Below are 15,049 nucleotides of genomic sequence, written 5' to 3'. Positions count from 1 at the left end.
CACTCCATTGCATAAGCGGAAAGGCTGCCGATGAATTTTCTGACCTTAGATTTAAATCTATTGCGTGTATTTGATACTGTGATGGTCGAGCAAAATCTAACGCGCGCTGCAGACAAATTGGCGATGACGCAGCCCGCGGTGTCGAATGCGATTAAGCGGCTACGTTATTCGCTTAATGACGAGTTATTAATTCGTACTGCGTATGGCGTGAAGCCGACGCCCCGTGCTGAAATATTATGGCCGTCGATTCGTGAAGCGCTATCAACCTTAGAAGCAGCGATTGCACCTAGTAGTTTTGATCCTTCTAAAGCCGTGGCGACTTTTCGAATGGCGATGGCCGATTCCACCGCCGCCTTGTGGATGCCGACCTTGATCACCGCATTTGAGCGCGAAGCACCGCATATGAATGCGCGTATGGTGCCGCTCACGACGCGTGAACCGCGGCCTTTGCTCACACAGGGTGATATTGATATTGCAGTTGGTTTCTTCCCAGGTGTGGTAGCACAATTGTCTGGTGGACAGGGCGCGGCACGTAGTCCGATTCGCCATGAACGTCTGTATTCCGGTCATTACGTTTGTGTGATGAGTAAGAATCATCCACTCGCCAATCAAGAATTAACGCTTGACGCTTATTGTGCCGCGAATCATTGCCTCGTCAGTTTTTCTGGTCGAGCGCATGGTTTGATTGATGATGAACTAATGAAAATGGGACGCGAACGGCGCATTTTGTTGACGGTGAACCAGTTCTTTACTGGCGGTAAGGTTGTGGCGAATTCGGATCTATTAACGGTCTTGCCTTTCCACTTCATTGCTTCGACAGGAATGAGCGATGCCTTGGTATGGAAAGAGTTACCCTTTGAAACGCCTGATGTGCATGTCGATATGTTGTGGCATGAACGCGATGCGCGCAATCCAGCGCATAAATGGTTGCGTGATCACTTCGTGAATATGACGCATGAAATGTTTGCGCCACTTGCTGAGATGAAAAAATCCGGCAATCCGAATTTGAATTAATCAGGTGAAATACACATTATGTTTACAGGAATTGTACAAGGCGTCGCCAATATTAAGAAAATCCAAGATCAAACCGGCTTGCGGACGATACAACTCGCCTTTCCAGCTGGGTTTGATTACGATTTACAAATCGGCGCCAGTGTGGCGACTGATGGGGTTTGCTTAACTGTGACCAAGCTATTTGAAGATGCTGCTGAGTTTGACATCATGCAGCAAACTCTAGCGATCACAACACTTGGTAGTTATGCAGAGAACGCACAAGTCAATGTAGAGCGTGCCGCCAAAGACGGTGCTGAAATCGGTGGTCACCCTTTATCGGGGCATGTTGATTTTGTCGCTCAACTTGCGCAAATTCGTCAATTAGAGAATAACTATGTGATGCGCATCGCTGTGCCCAAAGAATGGATGCGCTACATTTTTGCGAAAGGCTATATTGCCATCAATGGCGCGAGTTTAACGATTGCCGAAGTTGATCGTGACGCGAATTGGTTTGAGGTGTGGTTGATTCCTGAGACCTTGCGCATGACGGTATTTGGACAGAAAAAGGTCGGTGATTCACTGAATATTGAAATCGAAAGACAGACTCAGGTGGTGGTCGATACCGTGCGCAATATGCTGCAAGAAACTTTGGGTCCGTTGATGCCGGCATTGGAAACATTGTTAGCGCAACAAGGAAAATCGACACAAGATTTACTTAGCAAGTGAGTGTTTTGCTTAGCGCGTCTTTGCCCAATAGACACAACGACGCGCGCCATTTTGCAGATGTTCTGTACGCTCGATGATAAAGCTATCGCCTAAGGTTTGTTGAAAAACACTTAGCTCAGATCGACAAAATTGCTGACATTCTTTCGCTGCCGCGCAGATGGGACAATGATTTTCTATCAGTAAAAAACCCTCGTCTTCATGTGGCAAAATTTCTGCCATATAACCTTCTCGACTACGTATTTCTGCCAACACTTGTAGTTTGCCTTTGAGGGTTTTTAGTTTACTAGTTGCTTGCGTATAGTTTTGTAGCGATTCTGATTCGCGTGCAGTGATGACTTGATCTAGTCCTTTGTCGCCGAACAATTGACGTATTTGCTGCAGCATTTGTACTGTGAGTTCGCTATGTCGATCGGGAAAGCGAGCGTGTCCGGTTTCATTTAGTTGCCAGCGTCGACATGGACGACCTTGTTTCTCCGCACTGTCTTCAAAACTGACTAAGCCTTTTTCATACCAACTCTCTAAATGTTTACGCGCGCCCATAGAACTGAGTTCGAGTTGATCTGCGAGCTCTTGTGCGGTTTGTGCACCACGTGTTTTCAGCAAAAACAAAATACGCTCTGCGGTATTCATACAGCTTCCAATTCTCTTTGATCGAGCTCTGCTAATTCTTTTTGCCAATGACCGATGCGCCACGCTGCCCATGCGCTCAGTGCCGCACCCAAGATCAAAATTAGTCGAGTATCAATTAGCGTTAGTACCGAACCGATAATCGCCATGATGATATTGGCGAGACAGAAGGTCGTCGAAATTAATCCCATCACTGCGCCTTGTCCGTGGTGGCCAAATCGTTCGGCGCACCAACTCGGTAAGAGTGCATTATAAAACGCATTTGGAAATCCAAATAAGATGATCGCAGCTAAACCTAACCAAGTATTGCCGAAGCCAACAACCGCAATAGCGGCTGCTGCCACATAGGCGTGAAATCGGACGCGTTCCAATGGCATTATTTCGCTTGAGCGTCCTGCTACCAATGAGGAGAGCGTCATCACTGCACACAAGGCTGCTGTCATCCACGCGATTCCTTTGGAGTGATAGCCACCAAATTCGACTAACCATAGTGGGTAAAATTCATAAAATGCCGTGACGCCACAGGTGTAGGCTAGCTGAATATAAAATAATTGGCGCAAGCTAGGTGTGCGTAGAAGCTGAAATGCATGTTTGTTGCGGGCGACCTGCAACCACGAAGTTGTATGTGTCGATGGTAATTCGCGCGGGAGCGTAACCGCAATTAAAACAGCAGCGCCTAGCAAGGCAATCACGGCTATCCAAAATGGTACGGTGATGCCCCAGCCTAATGTGAGTCCAGCCAACAAAGGACCAGCTAACCAACCAGAATAGTTTGCACCATTTAGCCATGACAAAGCTTGTACTCGCAGCTTGCCTTCTAAGCGATCTGCGAGCATGGCGCGTGCTACCGGCATATTGCCTTCTAATAGGCCGGTGATAAAGCGCGCTAAGATGAATAAAGGATAGGATTGCAGCACTAGTGCCCATGCGGTAATCGCATGACCAAGTGCGGCACCTGTTGCGCTGGCTAATAAAATTGGGCGACGACCAAAACGATCTGACAATGGACCGAGTAAGGTTGAACCGATTAATAAACCCAAAGGGTTAATACTCAAAGCAATTCCAAACAACAGCTTTGGTGGTAATCCTAAAAAGTGGTTGAAATCATTCGCAGCATTGGCCGCAAAGAGTGGCGGCAAAATTGGATACGGTAATGCTGCACCCACAGTTGAGAGTAGCGTGAGTAGACAAGCCGCGGCGATAAGTAAGGGTGTTTTCATACGACATCAATCAGGGTGAATGTCGCAAGCATAGTTGAAATACATTATTAAGTAAACTAAAAAGTTTATTTAATAATGTGCTTCCATTTCTGCATTAATCTTTGTTCTTAAAATGTCGGGCGACCCAAGCAGCAATCGCTGTAATCAAACTGATCAAGGCAACAACTATCCAAAAACCATTTTCATCTTGTGCCCACGGAATTCCGCCGACATTCATGCCCATTAAGCCAGCAGTGATATTGATCGGAAGTGCGAGCACCGTCACAATCGTCAGTACAAATAGTGAGCGATTATTTTGCTCACCAACATGGGCAGCAATTTCTTCTTGTAGTAATTTGATGCGTTCTTGTAGCGATGCCATATCGCTTAAAACGACGGAGAATTCTTCCGTCGATTGGCGCAGTTCATGCACATCGTTATCTGCCATCCATGCAGGTGGTTTTTGTAGCAGTCGAAACAGTGCAGCAGGTTCGGGAGCGAGTAATCTCTGTAGTCGAACTAATAGACGACGCAGCTCACCGAGATTCGCGCGTTTACGACTTAATCGTTCCGCTAACAAATGGTCTTCAACTTCATCGATTTTGGTGGTCGCATCTCTGACGATACCTGTCAGTACATCAGCTTGATCGCGTAATAAGTGCGTGAGCAACTCCATAGGTGAATGGAAGATTTCTCCAGCATTAACGGCGTTGCGTAAGTGATCAACTGATTTCAGTGGCTTGCGACGGGTGCTAATCATCATATTGCGACTGACATTGAGCCATAGTGTCGCAATTTCTGAAGGATCAAAACTAAAGTCATGCAGTACGTCGTTGACAATGGCAATTAGATGTTGATCGGCATGCTCAATCCGTGTTGAGCGTGAGCCTTGATGTAGACTTTCATAGAACTCTTCGGGCGATTGGCTGTGCTCGCGCAGCCATTTCTCAGTGGATGCATTTGCCAGATTGAAATGTAGCCAGATGAAATGGGTCGGCGCTAAGCTTTGTGCTTGATCTAAATACTGCAATACCTCATCGCCTCGCAAGGCTTTGCCAGCTTCTTGTCCAGTAAAAAGATAAGCACAAATTAAGCCCGATTGATCGGAGCCATAGTGTAAGCGTTCTTTATTCATAGCCATTCCAAACTCTGTTCTAGCCGGTAATTGTAAAGGCTTTGAGTGATGGCAATATGACAGTTCTTGCGAAGTGGTGAAAATGTCTTCGCAAGAACGATGAGGATCTGCAATGCTGATTAAGACTGAAACACTTGCCCAGCTTTAAGCGGAAAGCCTTGTAAGAAATCTTGGACTGCTAAGCGTTTGCCTCCCGGCTTTTGCAGTTCAAGCACACGCAAAACAGATTTTCCACCTTCACAAGAAATGAATATTCCTTGCTGACCAGACGCATCGATGATGCTCCCGCTCGGTAATTGACTGTCGCCCTTGGCAACTTCGGCGCGCCAAAACTTGATGATCGTACCATCGATATTGGCGTGGGCCGCTGGGAAGGGATTAAATGCGCGGATCTTTCTGTCGATCTCAGTTGCGCTCGCATCAAAATTGATCGCAGCTTCTTCTTTGCTAATTTTGGCGGCGTAACAAACACCATCTTCTGGCTGTGTTGTCGCTTGCATCGGCGCGACTGTTAGTTGACCTAAAGTCTCAACAATCATCTCACCGCCCAATGTCGCCAATTGGTCATGCAAACTCGCCGTCGTATCGGTGGCTGTAATTGGGATTGCACGACGCATCAGCATAGGGCCAGTATCTAGGCCTTCTTCCATTTGCATAATGGTGATACCTGTTTCTGCATCGCCGGCTTCAATTGCACGATGGATTGGAGCTGCGCCGCGCCAACGTGGCAATAAAGAACCGTGGATATTGATACAGCCCAAACGAGGAATGCTTAGACAGGATTGTGGCAAAATTAAACCGTAGGCCGCCACTACCATGACATCATGTGGCGTATTGCGTAGCAATTCATGCGCCTCTTGTGCGACCTCTGGGTACTTACCATCTAAGCGCAGCGAGATTGGCTGCGCGACTGGAATTTGATGGGCGAGCGCCAACTGTTTGACGGCGGAAGCCTGTAGCTGCATGCCACGCCCTGCTGGGCGATCAGGTTGAGTCAGCACCAAAGTAACTTCATATCCAGCATCGATAATCGCTTTTAAAGCGACAGCTGCAAACTCTGGCGTGCCGGCAAAAATCACTTTCATCGACGGTTCGCCTTTTTGCTCATCTCACGTTCTTCTTTGATCATTTTTGTTTTGATCCGATTGCGTTTGAGTGGCGACAGGTATTCGACAAAAACTTTGCCTTTCAAGTGATCCATTTCATGTTGAATGCATACGGCCAACAAACCATCCGCGTGCAGTTCGAAAGCTTTGCCATCAAGATCAAGTGCGCGTACTTTGACTTCTGCTGGACGTTCAACACCATCATAAACGCCGGGTACGGATAAGCAGCCTTCGTCATAGACCTTGCGTTCTTCGCTTTCCCAGATAATTTCTGGATTGATAAAAACGCGTAATTGCGAGTTGTCTTCGGAAGTATCAATGACAACCAGTTGTTCGTGGACATCGACTTGTGATGCTGCCAAGCCCACGCCCGGTGCGTCATACATGGTTTCGGCCATATCAGCGGCGAGCTGTTTCAAGCGCTCATCAAAAATGGTGATTGGCTTAGCAACTTTGTGTAAGCGTGGATCAGGATAACGGAGAATATTTAGTATCGGCATAAGACAATTCACAACAAGCAAGAATGCCAAGATTGCGGTTTTTCTTGCTAGTTCAAGGATTTATGGGCAGAATTTGATTCAATTTGGTAAGTTTGGCAAGAACCTTTCTTGTTTAGAAGTTTCTCTAACAAAAGAATTTAATTGCCATTCCCTGAAATCAGTTACCTGCATCGGAAAAATTTCATGAAAAAGTTTAGCACAATCGCCCTCGCTTTTGCCTTTCCGCTCGCGGTTTCTGTGTCCGCTTTCGCTCAAGAGAATGAAAGTACACAGCCGCCAGCCTTGAGTAGTAAGTGTTCATTTTTGCCCGATGCGCCGGATAAGCATGTGGTTGTCAAAGGCGATACTTTATGGGGAATTTCTGGACGGTTTCTGCAGAATCCTTGGTGTTGGCCAGAAGTTTGGGGCATGAATAAAGAAGAAATTCGTAATCCGCATTGGATTTATCCTAAGCAGATTGTTTATTTTGATCGCGCGAATGGACGTCTACGCTTGGCAAATCCATTGGGTGACGGTGTGACAGGTGTAACAAAACTCACACCGCAGACTCGAAGTGTGACCAGCAATGGGATGGACGCGATTTCTGCGATTCCGAATAATCTGATTGAACCTTATTTATCTCAACCCTTGATTATTGAGAAGGATGAGTTTGCTAATGCGCCTCGTATCGTTGCTGCGCCTGAGGGGCGCGTGTATGTGGGGCGTGGGGATAAAGTTTATGTGAAAGGTGATCTCAAAAAAGGCACCTCATTCCAAGTTTTCCGACCTGGTACAGCGCTCAAAGACCCTGATACCAAAGCCATCATCGGTTATGAGGCTGTGTATATCGGTGCGGTTAAGCTAGAGCGTACTGCAAAAACTGAAGATGGCGTCGATTCGTTCACCATCGTTACTTCAAAAGAAGAAATGGGAATTGGTGATCGTCTAGTCCCGATTCCGCCAACACCGATCATTAATTATGTTCCGCATGCACCTGATAAAGACATTACCGCACGCGTAGTGGCGGTTTATGGTGGTGTTAGCTTTGCGGGGCAGAACAATATTGTGAGTATCAATCGTGGTAGCAGTTCCGGTATCGACGTTGGTACCGTGCTCGAATTGGGACGCTACGGCAAAATCATTCCAGATCGTACCAATGATAAAAAACCAATTCGATTGCCTGACGAAATGTACGGACAGTTATTTATTTTCCGTGTATTTAATAACATTTCATATGGCTTAGTCATGCAAGTGACAGATGTAGTGAGCGTTGGCGATATTGTTCGTACCCCAGTCAAATAAGTGTTTGTATTGAATTAGATTGAGATTGCATTTGAGCGAACACGAACAAGATCAATACGATTGGCTGCGCTTGTCTCTAACCAAAGGCATTGGGAATGAGACAGCGCGGAAGTTATTGAGTGTGTTTGGCTTACCTTCTCAAATTTTTTCAACTGAGTTTTCCCAATTAGTCGAACATATTCCAGCGAAGCTGGCACATGCCTTGTTGCAGGCGCCAAATGATGCGATGAAGGCGCAGATTGCCTTGACTCAGCAGTGGTTGCAGCAGTCGGGTAATCACCTTCTTTCACTAGCCGATACAGAATATCCCGCACAACTGTTGACGATTCCCGATCCGCCTTTGTTGCTGTACGCGAAGGGGCGGATCGATTTACTTCATGTTGACACAATCGCAGTTGTTGGAAGCCGTAATGCGACAGCACAAGGTGTTTTGAATGCGGAGAAATTTTCCGAGTGCTTAAGTGATGCTGGTATTTGCATTAGTTCTGGACTTGCTGCCGGAATAGATGCCGCCGCACATACAGGTGCCTTGCGGGGAAAAGGTGCAACTATTGCTGTCATTGGTACTGGTGCTGATATTGTCTATCCTGCACGCAATCGACAATTGGCGCATCAAATCGTTGACCAAGCCTGTTTGTTAAGTGAGTATCCGCTAGGTACGCCAGCGATTGCTGGGAATTTTCCGCGTCGAAATCGGATTATTTCTGGATTGGCAAAAGGGGTTTTGGTGGTTGAGGCTGCCGCACAGTCAGGTTCGTTGATCACGGCTAGAATGGCCGCGGAGCAAGGGCGAGAAGTTTTTGCAATTCCTGGATCGATCCATTCACCATTGGCAAAAGGGTGTCATCAATTGATTAAGCAAGGTGCCAAGTTGGTCGAATCCGCGCAAGATATTTTGGATGAGTTGCGATTCTCGATGCCATCCCAGCAAGTTGAAGTACCACTCCAACAGTCTGTGCCCGATCATGCCGACAACGAGCTTTTATCGATTATCGGGTATGATCCGGTTCACATTGATCACCTAGCCTTGCGCAGCGGCATTGATATGGCTGATTTATCCGCGCAATTATTGACATTAGAGTTACAAGGACTGATCGAGACACTACCTTCTGGTATGTTTCAACGTGTAAGTGGGTACTAGCTTTGATGGTGCAACTTGTGTTGTAGAACGCATCATAATTTCCCTTAGTAACAAATGATTTTGATTGAAGTATATGTTTGACATTTTGGTTTACTTGTACGAGACCTACTACCGACCGGATACTTGTCCGGATTCGATCGCACTGGCAAAAAAGTTGTCATCGGTGGGTTTTGATGAGGATGAGATTATTGCAGCGCTCGATTGGTTGAGTGGTTTGGCGGACACCAGCAACCAACTTGCTTCTGATGCAATTGATGTGTCAATGGCACAATCTTCGCTTGTGAATACCACAGGCTTTCGTGTTTTTACCGAAGAAGAGGCCTCGGTTTTAGGTAGTGAGGCAATTGGCTATTTGTATTATTTGCAAAGCACCAAAGTGTTAGATGCACAACAGCGAGAGATAGTCATTGAGCGAGCAATGGCGGTCGATGAAGCACCGCTGTCCTTGTCAAAGTTTAAGGTTATTGTACTAATGATACTGTGGAGTCAGGGGCAAGCAACCGACATATTGATGTTTGATGAGTTTTTATTAAGTGATGAAAGTGGTAGTTCGCGGCTTTTCCACTAAGTTTTCACATAATTATTCTTTATTTGTGACAAATATTGTGTCTCTATTGCCGTAGTTGATTCATTCCGTTTATTATTCCCCGCTGATATATAGCGTTTCTCTTGCTGAAGTGGCAAGAATGGCATCAGTATCTTTTCTAAGTTGCATTCAATCGCACGAAATATAAAAAAATTAAGCCCACTATGACAAAAACCCTCATCATTGCCGAGAAGCCCTCGGTTGCGAATGATATCGCAAAGACCTTGGGTGGGTTCACCAAACACGACGATTACTTTGAGTCCGATGATTACGTTTTATCCTCGGCAGTAGGTCATTTATTGGAAATTGCGGTTCCTGAAGAATACGACGTTAAACGTGGTAAATGGACATTCGCACATTTGCCGATGATTCCGCCGCATTTTGCTTTGAACCCAATCGCCAAGACTGAGTCTCGTCTAAAGGTGCTGAATAAATTAATTAAGCGCAAAGACGTTTCCATGCTCATTAATGCATGTGACGCGGGGCGTGAGGGTGAATTAATTTTTCGTTTAATTGCTCAGCACGCAAAAGCGAAGCAACCGGTGAAGCGTTTGTGGTTGCAGTCAATGACTGCCGATGCGATTCGTAGCGGATTTAAAAAGTTGCGCAGTGATGAGGAAATGTTACCGTTAGCGGATGCGGCACGCTGCCGTTCCGAAGCAGATTGGCTTATTGGGATTAATGGCACCCGTGCTATGACTGCCTTTAATTCAAAGGAAGGCGGTTTCTATTTGACGACGGTTGGACGTGTTCAAACGCCAACTTTGTCGATCGTGGTCGAGCGTGAAGAAAAGATCAAAAATTTTGTGCCACGTGATTTTTGGGAAGTGCGTGCTGAATTTATTTGCGCTGCGGGAATTTATGAGGGACGTTGGTTAGACCATCAGTTTAAGAAAGATGAAACTGATCCAGAGAAAAAAGCCGAGCGTTTGTGGAGCAAAGCTGCTGCAGAATCGATTGTGGCTGCTTGCCGTAACAAGCAAGGTAATGTCACTGAAGAATCTAAACCTGCGACCCAAATGGCGCCTGCATTATTCGATTTGACCAGTTTGCAGCGCGAGGCCAACTCCAAATTTGGTTTCTCCGCGAAAAACACTTTGGGCTTGGCACAAGCTTTGTATGAAAAGCATAAAGTATTGACTTATCCGCGTACTGATTCCCGCCATTTGCCGGAAGATTATTTGCCAACAGTGAAAGACACGCTCGGCAAGATTAGCGAAATCAATAATTTCCAGCAGTTTGCGGCCAAGATATTAAATAACAATTGGATTAAGCCAAATAAGCGGATTTTTGATAACGCCAAGATTAGCGATCACTTTGCCATTATTCCTACGGGCCATTTGCCGAAGAATTTGTCGGAGCCAGAACAAAAGTTATATGACTTAGTGACGCGACGTTTTATGGCTGTGTTCTTCCCTGCAGCCGAGTATCAAGTGACAACACGTATTACCGAGGTCTCAGGGCATCAGTTCAAGACTGAGGGCAAAGTCATGACCAATCCAGGTTGGTTGGCGATTTATGGCAAGGAAGCGCAGGACGAGAGCGATCCTGAAAATAAAGGTAATTTGGTTGCGGTAGCAAAAGGTGAAAAAGTAAAAACAGAAAAAGTTTTTGCTAATGGCTTAGTGACAAAACCCCCAGCGCGCTATTCAGAAGCGACCTTATTGTCGGCAATGGAGGGCGCAGGCAAGCTGATCGATGATGAAGAATTGCGTGAAGCGATGTCTGATAAGGGCTTAGGTACGCCAGCTACACGTGCGGCCATTATTGAAGGTCTGCTGTACGAAAAATATTTGTTGCGAGAAGGTCGTGAACTGATTCCAACCGCAAAAGCATTTCAATTGATGACTTTGCTACGCGGATTGGGTGTGGATGAATTAACGTCGCCTGAGTTAACTGGCGAGTGGGAAAATAAACTAGCGCAAATGGAGCGCGGTAAGATTACCCGCGATGAATTCATGCGCGAGATTGCGCAGATGACACAAGTTATCGTTAAGCGCGCGAAAGAATTTGATAACGATACGATTCCTGGTGATTACGCGACCTTACACACTCCGTGCCCAAATTGTGGTGGCGTTGTAAAAGAAAATTACCGTCGTTTTGCCTGTACTCAATGTGAATTCTCGATGAGTAAGACACCGGGAAGTCGACAGTTTGAGATCGCAGAGGTTGAAGAGCTTTTACAGAAACGCGAAATTGGTCCTTTGCAGGGCTTCCGTTCAAAAATGGGGCGGCCATTCGCTGCAATTCTAAAGATTGTGCGTGACGAAGAGATTAAAAATCTGAAACTCGAGTTTGATTTTGGGCAAAATCAAGACGAAGGTGATGAAGCTGAAGATCATGATTTCTCGCAATCCGAACCGCTCGGTGCATGTCCAAAATGTGGCAGTCATGTATTTGAATTAGGCTTGGCATACGTATGCGAAAAAACTGTTGCGAAGCCGAAAGCTTGTGATTTTAGAAGTGGACGCATTATTTTGCAGCAAGAGATCGTGCCCGAACAAATGCGCAAGTTACTGGTCGAAGGGAAGACTGATTTGCTACCAGGATTTGTCTCTCAACGTACGCGTCGTCCATTTAAAGCATTTTTAGTGCGCGGAAAAGATGGTAAGACAAGTTTCGAGTTTGAGGAGCGCAAAGCGAAAGCGCCGGCAAAATCGGCTGCGAAGTCCGCAGCTAATGAGAAAGTAGAAAGTGATGAAGCTGCCGCGCCCGTTAAAAAGGCAGTGGCAAGGAAGAAGAAGGCGGTTTAGTGTTGCGCTGGAAAATTTCTCACCCTAGGGAGGCTGCGTGATTAAGGGAAGTGTCGATCCGAATGTGCTATTAACGAACGCACGTGCTGAGTTTATGCGCAGCTTTACTGAAGCAATGCAACGCACCGTGCCGCGTTGTATAGAAGATTGCTTTATTAAAGCAGACGATACTTATTCTTCATTGGAGCAAGGTCGCTTACTCGATGCTCGGACGGTCTTGGTTGAGCGAGGCGCCTACTTGGTTGAGCAACTGACAAATGGCATGGAACATTTGTTGGCGCGCAGTTTTCAGACTACTTATAGTACTTATCGACCTAGTGCAAACTTTAATACGGATAACCTCACCCTAATTGATCCCACCGCGTTTGAGGGTGGCTTGCGTTTAGAAGAGATTACAAGTCGCTTCCGAAGTGAGGCCGAGGATCAACTGCGAGATCTCAATATTCGAATCGCTTTAATCTTCGAACAAGAAGTTACTAACGAACGAGAAAATCCATTTAGGCCATACTTATTTTCTCGTTGCATATCGAGCACGATTGAGCGCTTGGAAATCAATCCGGTTCTGTTTGATATTTTGCTTGATCGTATTTCGGATAATTTTTTAAGCTTTGTCCCATCTATTTACGCATCGGTAAATAACTACTTGGCACAAAATGGAATCGCTGCACAGCTCCAGCTAAAAATACGTAAATCGCCAACTGCCTCAGGACATAGCGTACAGCCTCATACTGATCAAGAAGTCGACGAGACCTCAGATGTTGCTGATGAGACTTTTGGTGGAGCGTCCACGCCTCGAATGCCGGCTATGCCGCAGCCACAAGTGCGACGTGGCTCGCAGTTTGAGCAATTCTTTAGTTCCGCGATGAACCGTGCCTCGAATTTAATAACGGGTAAAAGAAGTGAAGCTACGCCAAGTGACGCGTCTTATGATGGCGTCGTTGGGCAAGCCGAAGTGGGGCATTCAGGTAGTCATGAAGCTGTTTCGACGGGGCCGTTTTCTTGGCTGAAAAATGGTGAAGCGGTAAGTGATGCAATCCGTGGATTTTTCGGTGGCTCACAGTCGGTTAATCAATCAAGGGGTGGTGCTTCTTCTGAGCAAGCGGGTGAATTTTCGTCTAGTGCGAGTGTCGCAGCAGGCGGGATTGCAGGTGTGACGCAATCCTCAACACATTCAACAAGTGATTTCTCACACACAGGTTCTTCGCTTGATCGAGGTTCGCTATCTAGTTCTATTCCAAGTTTCCAGAAGACATACACGCCATCCGGTGAGGAAATGTTTGATGGACGAGGTGGCCTGCGTAATTTGATTTTGGAGCAGCGAGGGGCGCTGAATAACTTAGCTTCTAGTATCGATGAGAAGATGACCATCGATATTGTTGCTATGTTGTTTGAGTTTATCTTGCGTGATACGCAAGTGCCCGCCGAGATTCGTGCTCAACTTGGACGCCTTCAATTCTTGGTTTTAAAGTTAGCGCTAAAAGACAATACGCTGTTGACGCAAAAAGGTCATCCAGCACGATTGTTGGTAAATCGAATTGGCTCGATTTCTTTGGGCTTAAAGCAAGTTGATCCAAGTGGCATCAAGATCACCAAAGAAATTTGCCGTATTGTTGAAATTATTCTTCAGGATGAGAGTGAAAACCCTGATATTTTTTCAAAAATGCTCGATGAATTCGATGCTTTCATTGCGCAAGAACTCCGTGCTAGTGATAGTCAAACCGAGAGCGCAATTGAAGGTGCCGAGCAAATTCGTAATCGCACATTACGCTTTGCACATACTTCCGCACAACTGCATGAAGCCTTGTTGGGTCTGACAATCGACCCATACTTGCAAAACTTCTTTGAAACGGTTTGGGTTTATGCCTTAGAGCTTGCTGATCGAGAAGATCCTAAGCTGGCGCATCGCCTGCGCTTGCTAGTACCGGATCTTCTGTGGAGCATCATTCCAAAATCGAATGAAGAAGAGCGCACGCAGCTACTGGCATTATTGCCGATTATTTTGCGCACGCTGAAAGAAGGGATGGCTAGTATCAATTGTAATCCCGCATTGCAAGAAGGCCTCATGAATTGGTTGGTAGATGCGCATACTAAATCCATGCGATTAAATCACTCAGGCACAATTCATAAGCAAGTTTCGTTGTCGGCGATTCATCAGCACTTCAATAATTTTTTCGCGGATCCTGATTTACAGAATTTTGATGCACTGAAGAAGCCTGATGATTCTGATGTAAACAAGTTTCTCGATAATGCGATTAAAGAACTAGACATCAAGGTTCAATTACTCGATCAAGTTTATGTCAAAGAATTGCCAAAAGAGAGTAGTGAAGAGATTCCGGCTGTTAAAGATGCGGGCATTGATCAAGTGATGGAGCAATTGAAGACGGGTGTCTTGGTTGAAATTAACTTGGGTGGTGAGCCTAGCCAGGGAAAATTAAATTGGATCGACCCAGCCTTGACCAATGTCATCTTAACTTTGGATGGACAAGAGCAACCATCGATGCTGAGTGTTCGTATGTTCCGACGTATGATCGCGCATGGAAGGGTCAAGTTTCTGGAAACGGAACCTTTGTTTGAGCGTGCGGTTCAGTCATTGCTGAAATCAGCTGATGTGACTGAAGCCCCTAAATTAGCGTGAAGCGCAGTTAATTCTGGCCTTTCACTGATTAGTAAAAATAATAAAAAGGCATCTGACAACTTGCTTGTCAGATGCCTTTTGTTTTGCTATAGTTCGCCTCCCGCAGAAATGCTGGGTTTGAAATAAGAGTAATGCAAACAGTAAGGCGTTGATATTCCTGAGGTTTGAATCGAGTAGCAAGAAACGATTTAAATCAAAACTAAAAACAGGGGGTTGACGAGAAGTTAGAAGTGCTGCATAATTTCGTTTCTCTGCTGCTGACGAACACAACGCTTCGAAGCAAAAGCAGAAAAGAATTGAAGATCTTTAACAATTAACAGTCAATAAATGTGGGCACTTGATAGTGATAGCGACTAGTTGCTTAGGT

12 protein-coding genes are annotated in these 15,049 nt (G+C 45.8%); 7 read left to right on the top strand and 5 right to left on the bottom strand.

Translation table 11 applies throughout. The annotated features are described in order from the left end of the window. The first annotated feature begins 30 nt into the window (after positions 1-30). Together IE103_RS05980 and IE103_RS05975 are read left to right on the top strand one after the other, a co-directional pair. The gene (locus tag IE103_RS05980; RefSeq protein WP_189345149.1) at positions 31-1,014 is read left to right on the top strand and encodes a LysR family transcriptional regulator; all 984 of its coding nucleotides are present in this window, start codon (positions 31-33) and stop codon (positions 1,012-1,014) included. An 18-nt stretch (positions 1,015-1,032) separates the two neighbouring features. After that, positions 1,033-1,719, top strand: a complete 687-nt coding sequence (locus IE103_RS05975; protein WP_189345148.1) for a riboflavin synthase subunit alpha — start codon at positions 1,033-1,035, stop codon at positions 1,717-1,719. A 9-nt stretch (positions 1,720-1,728) separates the two neighbouring features. On the opposite strand, the gene IE103_RS05970 is transcribed toward IE103_RS05975, so the two are convergent. From IE103_RS05970 to def, 5 genes are all read right to left on the bottom strand, one after another. Next, on the bottom strand, positions 1,729-2,349 hold the full coding sequence (locus IE103_RS05970; protein ID WP_189345147.1) for a helix-turn-helix transcriptional regulator: 621 nt from the start codon (positions 2,347-2,349) through the stop codon (positions 1,729-1,731). Further along, on the bottom strand, positions 2,346-3,566 hold the full coding sequence (locus IE103_RS05965; RefSeq protein ID WP_189345146.1) for an MFS transporter: 1,221 nt from the start codon (positions 3,564-3,566) through the stop codon (positions 2,346-2,348). Before IE103_RS05965 ends, IE103_RS05970 begins: the two co-directional genes overlap by 4 nt. A gap of 94 nt (positions 3,567-3,660) precedes the next feature. Continuing rightward, the gene (locus IE103_RS05960) at positions 3,661-4,680 is read right to left on the bottom strand and encodes a transporter (protein WP_189345145.1); all 1,020 of its coding nucleotides are present in this window, start codon (positions 4,678-4,680) and stop codon (positions 3,661-3,663) included. Between the two features lie 119 nt (positions 4,681-4,799). After that, positions 4,800-5,765, bottom strand: coding sequence for a methionyl-tRNA formyltransferase (fmt, locus tag IE103_RS05955; protein WP_189345144.1), 966 nt, complete (start codon positions 5,763-5,765; stop codon positions 4,800-4,802). Continuing rightward, complete coding sequence (gene def / locus IE103_RS05950) at positions 5,762-6,286, bottom strand: peptide deformylase (RefSeq protein ID WP_189345143.1); 525 nt, start codon at positions 6,284-6,286, stop codon at positions 5,762-5,764. The genes fmt and def overlap by 4 nt, the downstream gene beginning before the upstream one ends. A 183-nt stretch (positions 6,287-6,469) precedes the next feature. Between def and IE103_RS05945 the strand changes: the two genes are divergently transcribed. The 5 genes from IE103_RS05945 (at position 6,470) to IE103_RS05925 (ending at position 14,682) form a co-directional block, all read left to right on the top strand. After that, positions 6,470-7,567, top strand: coding sequence for a LysM peptidoglycan-binding domain-containing protein (locus IE103_RS05945; protein WP_189345142.1), 1,098 nt, complete (start codon positions 6,470-6,472; stop codon positions 7,565-7,567). A gap of 31 nt (positions 7,568-7,598) precedes the next feature. After that, positions 7,599-8,708 carry a DNA-processing protein DprA gene (dprA, locus tag IE103_RS05940; RefSeq protein ID WP_229827128.1) on the top strand — a complete coding sequence of 370 codons (1,110 nt, stop codon included), beginning with the start codon at positions 7,599-7,601 and terminating at the stop codon, positions 8,706-8,708. Positions 8,709-8,781: 73 nt separating this feature from the next. After that, positions 8,782-9,276, top strand: coding sequence for a Smg family protein (locus tag IE103_RS05935; RefSeq protein ID WP_189345140.1), 495 nt, complete (start codon positions 8,782-8,784; stop codon positions 9,274-9,276). Positions 9,277-9,458: 182 nt separating this feature from the next. Further along, positions 9,459-12,047 carry a DNA topoisomerase III gene (locus tag IE103_RS05930; RefSeq protein ID WP_189345139.1) on the top strand — a complete coding sequence of 863 codons (2,589 nt, stop codon included), beginning with the start codon at positions 9,459-9,461 and terminating at the stop codon, positions 12,045-12,047. A 37-nt stretch (positions 12,048-12,084) separates the two neighbouring features. Then, entirely contained in the window at positions 12,085-14,682 is a 2,598-nt protein-coding gene (locus IE103_RS05925; protein ID WP_189345138.1) for a DUF1631 family protein, read from the top strand. Positions 14,683-15,049: the final 367 nt, after the last annotated feature.

The sequence above is a fragment of the Affinundibacterium macrobrachii genome (assembly GCF_014652415.1).
GTDB lineage: Bacteria > Pseudomonadota > Gammaproteobacteria > Burkholderiales > Burkholderiaceae_D > Undibacterium > Undibacterium macrobrachii.
Note: the sequence above shows the minus strand (reverse complement) of the source record. Positions and strands in the feature narration are given on the sequence as shown.